15 protein-coding genes are annotated in these 15885 nt (G+C 68.9%); 5 read left to right on the top strand and 10 right to left on the bottom strand.

Annotation, left to right across the window (positions count from 1 at the left end; genetic code table 11):
• Positions 1-65: 65 nt before the first annotated feature.
• A complete protein-coding gene (locus ACO0LU_RS08575; RefSeq protein ID WP_424790951.1) occupies positions 66-1043 on the bottom strand; it encodes a site-specific tyrosine recombinase XerD in 978 nt (325 codons plus the stop codon).
• A 4-nt stretch (positions 1044-1047) separates the two neighbouring features.
• Positions 1048-2037 carry a heme o synthase gene (locus ACO0LU_RS08570; protein WP_424790950.1) on the bottom strand — a complete coding sequence of 330 codons (990 nt, stop codon included), beginning with the start codon at positions 2035-2037 and terminating at the stop codon, positions 1048-1050.
• Positions 2038-2414: 377 nt separating this feature from the next.
• Here ACO0LU_RS08570 and tkt point away from each other — a divergent pair, with 377 nt between their 5' ends.
• Genes tkt through ACO0LU_RS08545 form a run of 5 tightly spaced genes read left to right on the top strand, consistent with a single transcriptional unit; the run spans position 2415 to position 8808 of the window.
• Positions 2415-4526: a transketolase gene (tkt, locus tag ACO0LU_RS08565; protein ID WP_424790949.1), complete on the top strand. Its 2112-nt coding sequence runs from the start codon at positions 2415-2417 to the stop codon at positions 4524-4526.
• 16 nt (positions 4527-4542) lie between these two features.
• On the top strand, positions 4543-5682 hold the full coding sequence (gene tal, locus ACO0LU_RS08560; protein WP_424790948.1) for a transaldolase: 1140 nt from the start codon (positions 4543-4545) through the stop codon (positions 5680-5682).
• Positions 5679-7223, top strand: a complete 1545-nt coding sequence (zwf, locus tag ACO0LU_RS08555) for a glucose-6-phosphate dehydrogenase (RefSeq protein WP_424790947.1) — start codon at positions 5679-5681, stop codon at positions 7221-7223. The genes tal and zwf overlap by 4 nt, the downstream gene beginning before the upstream one ends.
• Positions 7220-8143, top strand: coding sequence for a glucose-6-phosphate dehydrogenase assembly protein OpcA (locus ACO0LU_RS08550; protein WP_424790946.1), 924 nt, complete (start codon positions 7220-7222; stop codon positions 8141-8143). The genes zwf and ACO0LU_RS08550 overlap by 4 nt, the downstream gene beginning before the upstream one ends.
• On the top strand, positions 8140-8808 hold the full coding sequence (locus ACO0LU_RS08545) for an O-methyltransferase (protein ID WP_424790945.1): 669 nt from the start codon (positions 8140-8142) through the stop codon (positions 8806-8808). The genes ACO0LU_RS08550 and ACO0LU_RS08545 overlap by 4 nt, the downstream gene beginning before the upstream one ends.
• Positions 8809-8869: 61 nt before the next feature.
• Here ACO0LU_RS08545 and ACO0LU_RS08540 read toward each other — a convergent pair whose 3' ends face one another.
• From ACO0LU_RS08540 to rapZ, 8 genes are all read right to left on the bottom strand, one after another.
• Complete coding sequence (locus ACO0LU_RS08540; protein ID WP_424785860.1) at positions 8870-9217, bottom strand: RNA polymerase-binding protein RbpA; 348 nt, start codon at positions 9215-9217, stop codon at positions 8870-8872.
• 10 nt (positions 9218-9227) lie between these two features.
• Positions 9228-9473, bottom strand: coding sequence for a preprotein translocase subunit SecG (gene secG, locus ACO0LU_RS08535; protein ID WP_424785859.1), 246 nt, complete (start codon positions 9471-9473; stop codon positions 9228-9230).
• 101 nt (positions 9474-9574) lie between these two features.
• Positions 9575-10372: a triose-phosphate isomerase gene (gene tpiA, locus ACO0LU_RS08530; protein WP_424790944.1), complete on the bottom strand. Its 798-nt coding sequence runs from the start codon at positions 10370-10372 to the stop codon at positions 9575-9577.
• Positions 10373-10454: 82 nt separating this feature from the next.
• Positions 10455-11654: a phosphoglycerate kinase gene (locus ACO0LU_RS08525; RefSeq protein WP_424790943.1), complete on the bottom strand. Its 1200-nt coding sequence runs from the start codon at positions 11652-11654 to the stop codon at positions 10455-10457.
• A gap of 111 nt (positions 11655-11765) precedes the next feature.
• Positions 11766-12770 carry a type I glyceraldehyde-3-phosphate dehydrogenase gene (gene gap / locus ACO0LU_RS08520; RefSeq protein ID WP_424790942.1) on the bottom strand — a complete coding sequence of 335 codons (1005 nt, stop codon included), beginning with the start codon at positions 12768-12770 and terminating at the stop codon, positions 11766-11768.
• 171 nt (positions 12771-12941) lie between these two features.
• Positions 12942-13922 carry a DNA-binding protein WhiA gene (gene whiA, locus ACO0LU_RS08515; RefSeq protein ID WP_424790941.1) on the bottom strand — a complete coding sequence of 327 codons (981 nt, stop codon included), beginning with the start codon at positions 13920-13922 and terminating at the stop codon, positions 12942-12944.
• A 17-nt stretch (positions 13923-13939) separates the two neighbouring features.
• Positions 13940-14935 carry a gluconeogenesis factor YvcK family protein gene (locus ACO0LU_RS08510; protein WP_424790940.1) on the bottom strand — a complete coding sequence of 332 codons (996 nt, stop codon included), beginning with the start codon at positions 14933-14935 and terminating at the stop codon, positions 13940-13942.
• A complete protein-coding gene (gene rapZ, locus ACO0LU_RS08505; RefSeq protein WP_424790939.1) occupies positions 14932-15882 on the bottom strand; it encodes an RNase adapter RapZ in 951 nt (316 codons plus the stop codon). Before rapZ ends, ACO0LU_RS08510 begins: the two co-directional genes overlap by 4 nt.
• Positions 15883-15885: the final 3 nt, after the last annotated feature.

The raw sequence follows: 15885 nt of genomic DNA, 5'->3' as shown, positions 1-15885 counted from the left end.
CCCGGTGGGGCGAGCGTCCGTCGACACACCTGCCCGCGCGGCCCTGCCGGCACGGGCGTGCCGACTCACCCGAGCGCGCGGGGGTGGGAGGCGGCGTAGACCTCGCGCAGCGTCTCGCGGGTCAGGTGGGTATAGATCTGGGTGGTGGTGACCGAGGCGTGCCCGAGCAGTTCCTGCACCACCCGCACGTCCGCTCCCCCGGCGAGTAAGTGGGTGGCGTAGGAGTGGCGCATGGTGTGCGGGGACAGGTGCGCCTGCACTCCGCCACGTTCCGCGGCCTGCTGCAGCACCGCCCAGGCGCTCTGCCGGCTGAGCGGGTTGCCCCGCTGGTTCAGGAACAACGCAGCGTTGCCCTTGCCCTTCGAGGCCAGCACCGGACGCCCCCGCACCAGATAGGCCTCCAGTGCCTGCACCGCGAACCGACCCATCGGCACCACCCGCTCGCGCCGGCCCTTGCCGAACAGGCGCACGCTGGCCGCGGACCGGTCCAGCCCCACGTCGTCCACGCTCAGTCCCACCGTCTCGCTGATCCGCGCGCCGGTGCCGTAGAGGACCTCCAGCAAGGCCCGGTCGCGCAGTCCCAGCACCCCCGGGGCAGCCGAGGCACCCTCGAGCACCTGCTCGATCACCTCCACCGGAATGGCCTTGGGTAACCGCTTGGTGGCTCCGGGAGGCTTGACGTTGGCGGCCGGATTGTGCGTGGTGCGGCCCTCCAGCGCCTCGAATTTGTGCCATCCCCGCACCGCGACAACCGTACGGGCAGCGGAGGACGCCGAGAGCGCGGTCCCCCCGTCGGCACCGGAACGAATCGCCTCCACGAACGCCCCGACATCGGTCTCGGTCACGTGCTCCAGGTCCGTGCGCGGCAGGGCGGCCAGGAACCGGGCGTAGCGGTTCAGGTCCCGTCGGTAGGCATTCAGGGTGTGCTCGGACAGGCCCCGCTCGATGCCCAGGTGCGCCAGGTACTGGCGCAACACATCCGTGAAGGTGGCCGCGCCGTCGTCGTCGGCTCGCGCCGGGTCGGCCTTCGCTGGGCTGGCCACCGGCTCAGAAGGGCAGGAACGGATCGACTGCAATCGCCACGAACAACACGGTCAGGTATGTGATCGAGGCGTGGAAGACTTTCATCGCGCGCAACTTCTTGCCATCGCCATCGCGGGCCCGCCGGAACAGCGACAGGCACAACCACAGGAACCAGCCCCCCGAGCCCGCAGCGGCCACGAGGTACAACCAGCCCATACCCGCTACCGGCACCAAGGCCAGCGAGCAGGCGATCATCGCCACGGTGTAACCGATCATCTGCCGGGCCACCCGGGTGTCGGCGGAGACCACCGGCAGCATCGGGACGTTCGCTGCGGCGTAATCAGCCTTGAACTTCATCGACAGCGGCCAGTAGTGCGGCGGGGTCCAGAAGAAGATGATCCCGAACAGCAGCACCGGCGCCCAGGACAGGGACCCGGTCACCGCCGACCACCCGATCAGCACCGGCATACAACCGGCAGCGCCGCCCCAGACGATGTTCTGGGTGGTGTGGCGTTTGAGCAGCATGGTGTAACCCACCGCGTACATCACGATCGCAGCCAGGCACAGCACTGCGGCCACCCAGTTGACCACCAGCCCGAGCCAGGCCACCGAGAAGACGCCGAGAGCGAAGGCGAAGACCATCGCCTGGCGCACCGTCACCTCTCCGGTGACCAGCGGGCGGTTCTTGGTCCGATTCATCACCGCGTCGATGTCGCGGTCGTAGATCATGTTGAACACGTTGGCCGAGCCGGCCGCGGCCGCACCGCCGATCAGGGTGACCACCACCAGCCACCAGCCCGGGAAGCCGCCCTGGGCCAGGAACATCGTCGGCACCGTGGTGATCAGCAGCAGTTCGATGATCCGCGGCTTGGTCAGGGCGACATAGGCCTTGAGGGTGGATCTCCAGGTCCGCTCGGGGTCAGCGCCTTGCCGCGCGGATGCCTGCGGACCGACCGCCGCGGACGCGGGCGGCGTCCCGGCTACCGCCGGACTGGTTGCCTCGGTGTGCGACACGACCTCACCATCTCCATGCAGCACAACCGAATCCGACTGCCGGGGACCCAGACCTGTGCTCACTCGTCTGCCTGCCAGTCTAGGGGCCCTCGGCCGTGGTTCGCGCATAGGCCATGCCACCGCGCGACGTCCACAAGGTGGGAAGGTGCTGTTCCCCCGAGACGGAAAGCGCTATCCTCGAATCAGATGCGTTGGCGTGGGCCCATCGCACCCGGCTCCGGCGCACCAGGTGTGCGAGCGGGGGAAGTCGGTAGGCTCGCACCAGCAGAACCAACCCCGAGCCCCTGCGCGATCCGCGCACCAGGCTGGTGCAGCCCACCAGCATCCCAGAACTGCACGTCCACCGGCCCCGCCGCGGGGTCATCGAAGGGAAGCCCGTGAACGCCAAAGCCCCCAAGGCCACCACCACCGGATGGACCGACCTTGATCTGCGCGCAGTTGATACCGCTCGCGTGCTCGCCGCCGACGCGGTGGAGAAGGCCGGCAACGGCCACCCTGGCACCGCGATCAGCCTCGCGCCTCTGGCGTACCTGCTGTACCAGAACACCATGGCTTCAGACCCGACCGATCCGCACTGGCTCGGCCGGGACCGGTTCGTGCTGTCCGCCGGGCACTCCAGCCTGACCCAGTACATCCAGTTGTTCCTGGGCGGGTTCGGCCTGGAGGTTGCCGACCTCGCGGCACTGCGCACCTTCAACTCCAAGACACCCGGCCACCCCGAGTACGGCCACACCGACGGTGTGGAGACCACCACCGGTCCGTTGGGACAGGGGCTGGCCACCTCGGTGGGGATGGCCTACGCCCAGCGCCGGGTACGCGGTCTCCTCGACCCCGACGCCGCGCCGGGTGAGTCGCTGTTCGACCACCACGTCTATGTGATCGCCTCCGACGGCGACCTGCAGGAGGGCGTCAGCGCCGAAGCCTCGGCCCTGGCCGGCACCCAGGAACTGGGCAACCTGGTGGTGATCTGGGACGACAACCAGATCTCCATCGAGGGCGACACCGACATCGCCTTCACCGAGGATGTGACGGCCCGCTACTCCGCTTACGGCTGGCATACCCAGCACGTGGACTGGACCAACAACGGCACCGAGTACCGCGAGGACGTCGACGCCCTGGCTGCTGCCCTGCAGCGGGCCAAGGAGATCACCGACCAGCCAAGTTTCATCCGGTTGTCCACGATCATCGCCTGGCCGGCACCCACGGCCCAGAACACCCACGGCGCCCACGGCGCCAAGCTGGGCACCGAGGAGGTCGCGGGGCTGAAGAAGGCGCTCGGGTTCGACCCGGAGCGCGACTTCGAGGTGGCCCCCGAGGTGCTCACCCATGCCCGGGGCCTGGTGGACCGGGGCGCCAAGGCACACGCGGACTGGAACACCAGGTTCGACCAGTGGGCGCAGGACAACCCCGAGCGCGCCGCGCTGCTCGAGCGCCTGCGCGGGCGTGAACTCCCGCCGGGCTGGGCCGATGAGCTCCCGGTCTTCGAGGCCGGGAAAGACGTGGCCACCCGCGCTGCCTCCGGTGCCGTGCTGGCCGCCCTGGCCGACCCGCTGCCCGAACTGTGGGGCGGCTCGGCCGACCTGGCCGGTTCGAACAACACCACCATGAAGGGTGAGCCGTCGTTCCTGCCGGCGCACCGCTCCACCGAGCAGTTCGAGGGCAACCCCTACGGGCGCACCCTGCACTTCGGAATCCGCGAGCACGCGATGGCGGCGATCGTGAACGGGATCGCGCTGAACGGGCTTACCCGACCCTACGGCGGCACCTTCTTCACCTTCAGCGATTACATGCGTCCGGCCGTGCGGCTCGCCGCCCTGATGGGTGCTCCTTCCACGTTCGTGTGGACCCACGACTCGATCGGGCTGGGTGAGGACGGTCCCACCCACCAGCCGGTGGAGCACCTGGCCGCGGTCCGGGCCATCCCGGGGCTGGCCCTGGTGCGCCCGGCGGATGCCAACGAGACGGCCCGGGCATGGCGGACGATCCTGGAGCGTGACCAACCAGCCGGCCTGGTCCTGACCCGACAGGGTGTGCCGACCTTCCCCCGCGGCACCGACGGGTTCGCCGAAGCCGACGGCCTGTCCAAGGGTGCCTACATCCTGCAGGAAGCCTCTACCGGCGAACCGCAGGTGCTCCTGATCGCCACCGGCTCGGAGGTGCAGCTGGCCGTCGAGGCCCGGACCGCGCTGGAGGCCAAGGGGGTGCCGACGCGGGTGATCTCGGCCCCCTGCCTGGAGTGGTTCGAGGAGCAGGACGACGCCTACCGCGAAGAGGTGCTCCCGGCCACCGTGCGTGCCCGGGTCAGCATCGAGGCTGGTGTCGCCCTGTCCTGGCACCGATACCTCGGCGAGGCGGGGCGCGCGGTCTCCCTGGAGCACTTCGGTGGGTCCGCCGACTACAAGACGTTGTACCGCGAGTTCGGCATAACCGCCGAGGCCGCCGTCGCCGCTGCCGAGGAGTCCCTGGCCGCAGCCGGCGGGCCAGCCTGAGCGAAGGAGAACTGCCATGACCGACACCGCCCTGACCCGGATCAGCCGCGCCGGCGTTTCGGTGTGGCTCGACGACCTGTCCCGCACTGCGCTGCGCGACGGCAGATTGGCCGATCTGATCGATACCCGGAACGTGGTGGGGGTGACCACCAATCCCACCATCTTCGCCGGCGCGGTCAGCAAGGGCACCGCCTATGACGCCCAACTCGCCGAACTTGCCGCGGCCGGGTCCGACGCCGAGGCGGCGGTACTGACGTTGACCACCGACGACGTACGCACCGCCTGCGACTTGTTCGCCGACGTGTACGACCGAAGCGGCGGCCGGGACGGGCGGGTCTCGATCGAGGTCGACCCCCGGTTGGCGCACGATACCGAGGCGACGGTGGAGGCCGCGCAGATGCTGTGGGAGACGGTGGACCGGCCCAACGTGATGATCAAGATCCCGGCCACCCCCGAGGGCCTGCCGGCGATCACCGCTGCGATCAGCGCCGGGATCAGTGTCAACGTGACCCTGATCTTCTCCCTGGACCGCTACCGGGCCGTGGCCCAGGCATACCTGGACGGGTTGGAGCGGGCACACGCCGCTGGACGCGACCTGTCCACGATCCGATCGGTTGCCTCGGTGTTCCTCTCCCGGATCGACTCCAAGGTCGATGCCGCCCTCGATGAGATCGGAACCGACAAGGCCGCATCCCTGCGTGGACGCAGCGCGATCGCCGGGGCGCGGCTGTCCTACCAGGTGTTCGAGGAAGTCTTCTCCTCCCCGGTCTTCGCCGAACTCGCCGCGGCCGGTGCCCATCCCCAACGTCTGCTGTGGGCTTCCACCGGGACCAAGGACGACGCCTACCCCGACACCATGTACGTAGACGAACTCGTCACCACGGACGTGGTCAGCACGATGCCGGCCGCTACGCTGGCCGCCGTCGCCGACCACTCCGGCGCCACCGGCGTTGACACCGTTCGGGGAACGTACGAGCAGTCCCAGTACGTGATCGACGAGGTGCAGCGCCTGGGCGTGCACTACGACGAGATCCTCGACGACCTGGAGGCCGCCGGCGTGCAGTCGTTCATCGACAGCTGGGAGGAATTGCTGGCCACGGTCGAGACCGGCCTGCGCGAGGCGACCGAGGGAACCACCCCCGGTGTGTCCGTATGAGCCTGGTCCGTCCCGAGGGCGCCAGTGCCAACCCGCTGCGTGACCCCGCGGACCGGCGCCTGCCCCGCATCCCCGGACCGTGCGGAGTGGTGCTCTTCGGGGTCACCGGTGACTTGGCCAAACGCAAGTTGATCCCCGCGATCTACGACTTGGCCAACCGGGGTCTACTTCCCCCGGGCTTCGCCCTGACCGGCTTCGCACGGCGGGACTGGGATCGGCAGGACTTCGAGCAGATCGCTTACGAGGCCGTCCGCGAGCACGCCCGGACTCCGTTCGACGAGGACGCGTGGCGCCAGCTCCGGCAGGGCATCCGGTTCGTCCAGGGTGAGTTCACCGACCCGGAGGCATTCGAGAGACTGGCCCGCACCGTCAAGGAACTCGACGTCGAACGCGGCACCGGCGGGAACCATGCGTTCTACCTGTCGATCCCGCCGGCGCAGTTCCCGGTCGTGTGTGAGCGGCTGGCCGCCTCGGGCCTGTCCCGGGACGACAACGGCGCCTGGCGTCGGGTGGTCATCGAGAAGCCTTTCGGGCACGACCTGGCCAGCGCCCGCAGCCTGAACGAGGCCGTGGAGCGGGTGTTCCCGGCCGAGTCGGTATTCCGGATCGACCACTACCTGGGCAAGGAGACCGTCCAGAACCTGCTCGCGATCCGGTTCGCGAACATGATGTTCGAGCCGGTCTGGAACGAGGCGTACGTGGACCACGTCCAGATCACCATGGCCGAGGACATCGGTATCGGTACCCGGGCGGGCTACTACGACGACATCGGCGCGGCCCGGGACGTCATCCAGAACCACCTGCTCCAGCTCCTCGCCCTGACTGCGATGGAGGAGCCGGTCTCATTCGACGCCGACGCCCTCCGGGCGGAGAAGGAGAAGATCCTCTCCGCAGTACGGCTGCCCGCGGACCTCGGCAAGCACACCGCCCGCGGGCAGTACGCGGCCGGTTGGCAGGGTGGTCGGCAGGTACAGGGCTACCTCGCGGAGGAGGGCATCGACCCGGCTTCGGTTACCGAGACCTACGCCGCGATCCGGCTGGACATCGACACCCGCCGCTGGGCCGGGGTGCCGTTCTACCTGCGCACCGGCAAGCGCCTGGGCCGCCGGGTCACCGAGATCGCGGTGGTCTTCAAGCGCGCCCCGCACCTGCCGTTCGACCTCAATGACACCCAGGTGCTGGGCCAGAACGCCATCGTGATCCGTGTCCAGCCCGATGAGGGCGTCACGCTCCGGTTCGGCTCCAAGGTTCCCGGGACAGCGATGGAGGTCCGGGACGTCACCATGGACTTCGGGTACGGGCACGCCTTCACCGAAGCGTCCCCGGAGGCCTACGAGCGGCTCCTGCTCGATGTGATGCTCGGCGACCCGCCGCTGTTCCCCCGCCACCGTGAGGTGGAACTCTCCTGGCAGATCCTGGATCCCATTATCGAGTACTGGAAGGCCAACGGTAGCCCGGATCCGTACCGGCCCGGGAGTTGGGGCCCCGAATCGGCCGAACAGATGCTGGCCCGTGACGGACGCACCTGGAGGCAGCCGTGATCGTCACGCTGCAAGGCACCACCAGCGCCGAGGTCGGCGCAAAACTGGTCGAACTGCGTGAGCAGGGCGGGGCTCGAGCGCTCGGCCGCGTCCTCACGCTGGTGATCGTCTCCTCCGGGGGCGACGTGGAACCCGCGGTGGAGGCAGCCAACCGGGCCAGCAGGGAACACCCGTCCCGGGTGGTGGTGATCGACCCCGGTGACGCCGATCATCCCGCCCGCCTGGACGCCGAGATCCGGGTGGGCGGAGACGCCGGGGCGAGCGAGGTGGTGATCCTGCGCCCGCTCGGCACCACCAGGGACGCTGTCGACACCTTGGTCACACCCCTGTTGCTGCCGGATGCCCCGCTCGTCGCGTGGTGGCCCAAGGAGCCCCCCGCGAACCTTGCCGAGGACCCGTTGGGCCGGATGGCCCAGCGCCGGATCAGTGACGTCGGCGAGGTCTCCCGTGGGGTGGAGCGCCTGCACGAACTGCGGGAGGGCTACTCCCCCGGCGATACCGATCTGTCCTGGGCCCGAACCACCCTGTGGCGGGGCCTGAGCGCCGGCGTCGTCGAGGGCGACCCGGGCGCCACCATCACCGCCGTCACCGTGCGCGGCAACACAGACCGGCCCTCACTGCACCTGCTCGCCGCATGGTTCGCCAGTGCCCTGGAGTGCTCGGCCCTGGTGGTGCACGACGAGGAATCCAGCGTGATCAGCGGGGTGGACCTGCACCGCGAGACCGGCACCATCTCGTTGCACCGCCCCGAGGGCTCGGCGACGGTGACGATCTCGACCGAGCACGAGCCGCAACGGCAGGTGGCGATGGCCAAGCGTCCGCTGGAGGACTGCCTGATGGAGGATCTGCGGCATCTGGACCCCGATGTCATCTACGGCCGGGCACTGCGCTCGGGCCTGAAGCACGTGGAGGTGCGATGAACACCCTCGAACGGTTGTGGTACACGGTGGACGGCTACTTCGCTGACCAGCTCCGACCCCCGGACCCGATCCTGACTGCGGCGATGCGTGACGGTGCCGCGCTGCCGCAGATCCAGGTCTCCGAATTGCTCGGAGGGTTCCTCAGCGTGCTGGCCCGCGCAGCAGGGGCGCGCCGCGTCCTGGAGATCGGGACGCTCTTCGGCTATTCCACGATCCATCTGGCCCGTGCTGCGGGTGAGGACGGGGCGACGGTTTCGCTGGAGTACTCCTCGGAGCACGCCGCGGTGGCCCGCGGGAATATCGAACGGGCCGGGCTGAGCGAGAGGGTGGAGATCCTTGAGGGCCCGGCCGTCGAGTCGCTGCCGAGCCTGGTCGATGGTGATCCGTTCGACCTGGTGTTCATCGACGCGGACAAGGAGAACAACCCCTCGTACCTGGACTGGGCCCTGCGGCTCACTCATCCGGGGTCGGTGATCGTTGTGGACAACGTGGTGCGCGCCGGTGCTGTGGCCGACGCCGGAAGTGACCGGCCCGATGTCCAGGGCACCCGCACCATGGTGGAGGCGATCGGGGCAGCGGTGCGCGAGGGCACCCTGGAGGCCACCGCGATGCAGTCCGTGGGCGCCAAGGGCTATGACGGGTTCCTGATCGCCTACGTCGTGTAAGGAGTGGCCCGGTGCGGCCCGGGCCGTTGGCTGACGCGACCGGGCAGCCACCAGCCCATGGTCAGCGACCGCGACGCTTGCGCAGTGCCTCCAGCGCTTCATCCAACAGCGCCGCGCCGTCGTCATCGGAACGCCGTTCCTTCACGTACGCCAGGTGGGTCTTGTACGGCTCGTTCCGGGGCGGCTCGGGCGGGCTGCTCTGGTTCTGTCCGGCCGGCATCCCGCACCGTGGGCAGTCCCAGGTCTCGGGGATTTCGATGCCCGCCTCCTGGGCGAAACTGGGACGGGTCTCGTGGCCCGCCGCGCACCAGTAGGAGACGTGCACGCGCGGTGCGGCGTCGCCTCGCTCGGCCTCTCCCATCGGTCCGGCGCCGACTCGGGACCCACGGATCGCACTACCACTTGCCACGAAGGAACTCCTAGATCGCGAACTTCTGGACCAGACCCAGCAGCACGATGACCGTGCCCCAGATCACGGCACACCCGATGGTGATCCGGTTCAGGTTGCGTTCGGCAACTCCGGAGGATCCCAACGATGTGGACACGCCCCCGCCGAACATGTCCGACAGGCCCCCACCCTTGCCCTTGTGCATCAGGATGGAAAGGATCAGCATCGCGCTGGTCAGCACCAGGAGCACCTGGAGGACGATGTTCAATGCGTCCACGTACGAATCCTCATCTATTGAATCAGCGCAGCCGGGATCACCGGCCGCAGGGCACCGGCATGAGTTTACGCGATCAATGGCCGCGGAGGGAAACCCGCCTGCTACAGTCCGACCTGGTGCGCCTGGTATCGGGCGATGTTCGCGAACTCCTGCGCGTCCAGGCTCGCCCCACCCACCAGGGCGCCGTCGACGTCGGCGTGGGCCATGATCGAGGCGACGTTCGCGGACTTGACCGATCCGCCGTAGAGCACGCGCACCGAGGCGGCGACCTCCTCGCCGTAGAGTTCGGCCAGTCGGGCCCGGATCGCCCCGCACACCTCCTGGGCGTCCTCCGGTGTGGCCACCTCACCGGTCCCGATCGCCCACACGGGTTCATAGGCGATCACACTGTGGGCGACGGCCTCGGCGGAGAGCCCCTCGAGCGCACCGTCCACCTGGGCCAGCGTGACGGGTACGTGGCGGCCCTCCTGGCGCACCGCCAGGCCCTCGCCCACGCAGATGATCGGGATCAGCCCGGTCTTCAGTGCGGCCCGGGCCTTGGCGTTGACCAGGGCGTCGTCCTCGGCGTGGTATTGCCGCCGCTCGGAGTGGCCCACGATCACATAGTCGACCCCCAGGCGGGCCAGCATCGTGGCGGAGATCTCTCCCGTGTAGGCGCCCTGCTCGTGTGCGGAGACGTCCTGGGCGCCGACCTTGATGCTGAGTTTGTCCGCATCAATCAGGGTCTGCACCGAGCGCAGGTCGGTGAAGGGCGCACACACCGCCACCTCGACCGACTCGTAGTCGTGCTGGGCGTCCCGGAGCGTCCAGGCCAGTTTCTGCACCAGATGTGTGGCCTCGTGGTGGTCCAGGTTCATCTTCCAGTTGCCCGCCATCAGCGGGGTGCGTGCTTGCGTCATCTTCTGCCTCTCTTGGCTCTGCGGCGCGGTCGACGGTGGCTCACCTCGCCGGCTCCACCGGCGCCGTCGGATAACTCGGACCTCAGTCGGTCAGAACGTCGATCCCGGGCAGCGTCCTGCCCTCCAGGAACTCCAGGGAGGCCCCGCCCCCGGTGGAGATGTGCGCGAAGCCCGCCTCATCGAAGCCGAGCAGGCGCACTGCGGCCGCGGAGTCTCCACCGCCGACGATGCTGAAGGCCCCGGCGCTGGTGGCATCGATCATGCCCTGCGCCACCGCCTCGGTCCCCCCGGCGTAGGCCGGAAACTCGAAAACCCCCATCGGGCCGTTCCACACCACCGTGCGGGCCCCACGGATGACCTCGGCGAAGGCCGCCGACGACTCCGGACCGATGTCCAGCCCGATCTGGTCGGCGGGGATGGCGTCGGCCGCCACCACCGTCGGGGCGGCGTCGGCGGAGAACTCCGGGCCCACCAGGATGTCGGTGGGTAGCAGGATCTGCACGCCCCGCTCGGCCGCGGTGGCCAGGTAGCCCTTGACAGTCTCGATCTGGTCCGACTCCAGGAGCGACTTGCCCACCTGGTGCCCCTGCGCCGCGAGGAACGTGAACACCATGCCCCCACCGATCAGAAGGGTGTCGGCCTTGGTGAGCAGGTTCTCGATCACGCCGAGTTTGTCGGAGACCTTCGATCCACCCAGCACGACGACGTAGGGTCGGGCCGGGTCCTGCGTGGCCCGTTCCAGTGCGGCGACCTCACGCTGCACCAGCCCTCCCATCGCGTTCGGCAGCCGCGTGGCCACGTCATAGACGCTGGCCTGCTTGCGGTGCACCACGCCGAAGCCGTCGGAGACGAAGACATCGGCGAGTTTCGCCAGGTCATCGGCCAGCGCTCCGCGCTCGGCGTCGTCCTTGGACGTCTCCCGGGCGTCGAACCGGATGTTCTCCAGCAGCACCACCTGCCCGGGACCGGCCGCGTCGACCGCGGCGCGGGCGGCCGGTCCGACCACGTCACCGGCCAACGTCACGTCCTGGCCGAGGAGTTCACCCAGCCGCCTGGCGACCGGGTCCAGGGAGTAGTGCGGGTCGACCTTCCCCTTGGGCCGGCCCAGGTGAGCGGTCAGGACCACCACGGCACCGGCCTCGATCAACCGGCTGATGGTGGGCAGTGCCGCCCGGATACGGCCGTCGTCGGTGATGGTGTCACCGTCCAACGGAACGTTGAAATCGGCCCGGACCAGCACCCGCTTTCCGTGCAGGTCACCGAGTTCGGCGAGGGTGGGCATCGTGTCTCCTTCTCGTCTCTCACATGATCTGCCGGGCCACGCCGGCGGTGCAGTCTCAGACAACCGCGCCCGCGTGCATCGTGCACGCGGGCGCGGTGACCGTCACTGCTCTCAGAGCTGCTCGCCGATGTAGTTGGTCAACTTCACCAGACTGGTGGAGTAGCCCCACTCGTTGTCGTACCAGGCCACCACCTTCACCTGGTTGCCGATCACCCGTGTCATCGGAGCATCGAAGATGCTCTGGTGGGGGTTGGTGATGATGTCGCTGGACACCAGCGGGTCCTCGGAGTACTGCATCGTGCCGGCCAGGTTGCCCTCGGCGGCGGCCTTGGCGGCGGCGTTGATCTCCTCCACCGTGGTATCCCGGGACGCGATGAACGTCAGATCGATGGCCGAACCGGTGATGACCGGTACCCGCAGCGCGAAGCCGTCCAACCGCCCGTCCAGTTCCGGTAGCACCTTTCCGACGGCCTTGGCCGCACCGGTGGTGGTGGGCACGATGTTCTGTGCCGCTGCGCGGGCCCGGCGCAGGTCCTTGTGCGGTCCGTCCTGCAGGTTCTGGTCCCCGGTGTAGGCGTGGATGGTGTTCATCAGGCCGCGCTCCAGGCCCACGGCCTCGTGCATCGCCTTGGCCAGCGGCGCGATGCAGTTGGTGGTGCAGGAGGCGTTGGAAATGATGTGCTGGTTCGCCGGGTCATAGGTGGTGTGGTTGACGCCCATGACGAACATGCCGTCGTCGTTCTTGCCGGGGGCGGACAGGATCACCTTCTTCGCACCGCCGTCCAGGTGCGCCTTCGCCTTGGTGCCGTCGGTGAACAGGCCGGTGGACTCGATCACGATGTCGGCACCGAGTTCGCCCCACGGCAGCGCGGCGGGGTCCTTCTCGGCCAGCGCCCGGATCTTCTTGCCGCCGACGATGATGTTCTCGTCGTCGAACCCGACCTCCTGGCCGAATTTGCCCAGCACGGTGTCCCAGGTGAGCAGGTGGGCAAGGGTCTTGTTATCGGTCAGGTCGTTGACACCGACGATCTCGATGTCGGCACCGCTCTCGGCCACGGCGCGGAAGTAACTCCGTCCGATACGACCGAAGCCATTGATTCCGACGCGAATGGTCACTATGTCCTCCTCGTCGCGCGAAAGGCGCGTCCTGTGCGGTAGTCGGCGGGCCTGTGGGCCCGGCCTCGGACGTGGCACACACCCGGCTGGTGCCGGTGTGTGCCCCACGGTTAACGCTACACCCGTGTGTGGCGGGACACCTTGTGACAAAGGTCCCAGCCGCCGGGCGTCCTACATGTCGAGCATCTCCTGGGTCAGGTTCGCCTCAGTGTCCGGCACGCCCAGTTCGTAGGCGCGCTTGTCTGCCATCGCCAGTAGCCGGCGGATCCGCCCGGCTACGGCGTCCTTGGTCAGCGGGGGGTCGGAGAGCTGACCGAGTTCTTCAAGAGAGGCCTGCTTGTGCTCCAGGCGCAGCCGGCCGGCCTGGAGCAGGTGCTCGGGCACGTCCTCCCCGAGGATCTCGAAGGCCCGTTCCACCCGTGCTCCGGCGGCCACCGCTGCCTGGGCCGACCGACGCAGGTTCGCGTCGTCGAAGTTTGCCAGCCGGTTGGCGGTGCCGCGGACCTCGCGGCGCATCCGCCGTTCCTCCCAGACCAGGACCGCGTCGTGGGCGCCCATCCGGGTCAGGATGGCGCTGATCGCGTCCCCGTCGCGGATCACCACCCGGTCCACCCCTCGCACCTCGCGCGCCTTGGCGATGATGTCCAACCGGCGCGCGGCGCCCACCAGGGCCAGGGCGGCCTCCGGGCCCGGGCAGGTGACCTCCAGCGCCGAGGAACGGCCCGGTTCCGTCAGGGACCCGCGGGCCAGGAACGCTCCCCGCCAGGCGGCGACGGCGTCACCTACGCTCGCTGAGACCACCTGCGGGGGTAGGCCACGCACGGGCCGGCCGCGGGAGTCCAGCAGACCGGTCTGGCGGGCCAGTGCCTCACCTTCGCGGACCACCCGCACCACGTAGCGGTTCCCCCGGCGCAGGGCACCCCCGGAGACCACGATCACCTCGGAGGTATGCCCGTAGATCTCATTGATTGCCTGGCGCAAGCGGCGGGCAGCGATCCCGGCGTCCAGTTCGGCCTCGATCACGATCCGGCCGGAGATGATGTGCAGGCCACCGGCGAACCGAAGGGTGGCGGAAACCTCAGCCTTGCGAGCCGAGACCCGGTCCACCTTCAGCCGGGCCAGTTCATCCTTCAGGTCCGTGGTCAAAGACATGAGCGTCATCCTGCCACTCATCCAGACTTCTCCCCTACGTCGCCAAGGAACCGGTCGAACGCATCACGATACGCCGCCGCGAGCCGCAGCGGGTCATGATAGGGACCACCGTCACCCTGGCCGACCTGCCGTAGCAGCAGCCGGGCCCCATGGGTTCTGGCGTGGCTCTGCAATTCGTCCAGGTCCTCGATCGATGCGGGGTCGGCGATCACAGTGTCCAGTTTCAACCCGGGTGCGTAAGACTGCAACGAGTGCAGGTGATCCACCGCGGTGTAGCCGGTGGTTTCGCCCTGCTGCGCGGAGAGGTTGAGCGTCAGGGTGAGGCGTGCCTCGTGCAGCGCTTCGGCGATCTCGGGCACCATCAGATGCGGCATGACCGAGGTGAACCACGAGCCCGGTCCGAGCACCACCACATCGGCCTGCCGGATCGCCTGCACAGCGTCAGGGCAGGCCGGCGGGTCCACGGGGATCAGCCGGACCCGCTGCACCACCCCGGAGGTCACCGCCACCCTGGACTGGCCGCGCACCAGCGCCTCCTGCCCGTTGGGCAACTTCACGTCCGCCTCGATCTCCAGGGGCACCGCCGCCATCGGCAGTACCCGGCCTTCGGCACCGAGGAGTTTGGCCACCCAATCGAGACCGGAGACCTCATCGCCGAGCAGCTCCCAGAGCGAGACGATCAGCAGGTTCCCCAGCGCGTGCCCGTCCAACGGCCCGGAGGAGGTGAATCGGTGCTGCAGAACGTCGCTCCAGGTGTGCCCCCAGTCGGACTCGTCGCACAGTGCCGACAGCGCCATCCGCAGGTCCCCGGGGGGCAGCACGCCCAGTTCCTGGCGCAGCCGGCCCGAGGATCCGCCGTCATCTGCCACCGTCACCACCGCGGTGACGTCGCTGGTCACGTGCCTCAGTGCGCGCAGACTCGCGGCGAGGCCGTGCCCCCCGCCCAACGCAGCGACCTTCAGCGGGTCCGGTCTGCCGCCCGGGCCCCGTGGTGACGTCGGTGCCGCCGTCATTCCCGGCCCAGGTCGCGGTGGATGACACCGGCGCGTTGGCCGCGGGATCGCAACTCCGCGGCCATCGCCTCGCTCAGCGCGACGGACCGGTGCTTACCTCCGGTACATCCAATCGCGATGGTCACGTACGGTTTCTGCTCGCGCAGGTACCCGTCCAGCACCGGCTCGATGGCATCGATGTACCGGGTGATGAAGTCGGAGGCCCCGGGCAGGGACAGGACGTAGTCCCGGACCGGCTCGTCCTTGCCGGTGAGGTGGCGCAATTCGGTGACCCAATAGGGGTTGGACAGGAATCGCACGTCCACCACATGGTCGGCGTCCAGCGGGAGTCCGTACTTGAAACCGAACGACACCACGGTGATCTTCAGGCTCTGGTCGCTCTCCTCGGCAAGCAGTTCGCGTACCGCACGGGCCAGGTCGTGCACCGAGGTGTTGGAGGTGTCGATCAGCACGTCGGAGCGTCTGCGCAGGTTGTCCAGCAGCCCGCGCTCCTCCTTGATCCCATCCAGGAGCCTGCCCTCCCCTTGCAGCGGGTGCGGGCGGCGGACCTGCTCGAACCGGCGCACCAGGACCTCGTCGCCGGCGTCGAGGAAGATGAGCCGGTACTCCACACCGCGCCGGCGAAGGTCGTTGAGCACCTCGATCAGGTCGGCGAAGAACTCCCGGGAACGCACATCCACCACCGCGGCCAGGCGGCGTACCCCGCCCTCGTTCGACGTCATCATCCCGGCCAGGGCCAGCAGCATCCGGGGTGGCATGTTGTCCACCACGTACCAGTCCATGTCCTCCAGCACCGCAGCGGCGCGGGAGCGCCCGGCTCCGGACATGCCGGTGATGATGATGATCTCCGGCCGGGTGTCCTCCGGAGGCGGCGTCTGCTCTTCCAGCAGCGGGATTCCCCGGGGGAACGTGGAGGGCGCCTGATCCCCCGGCTCTTCGGTACTCATGCC

The organism is Pseudactinotalea sp. Z1748 (genome assembly GCF_049725185.1).
In the GTDB taxonomy this organism is placed as follows: domain Bacteria; phylum Actinomycetota; class Actinomycetes; order Actinomycetales; family Beutenbergiaceae; genus CALKWS01.
The sequence above is the reverse complement of the archived record's forward strand: the minus strand, read 5'-3'. Positions and strand labels throughout refer to the sequence as shown.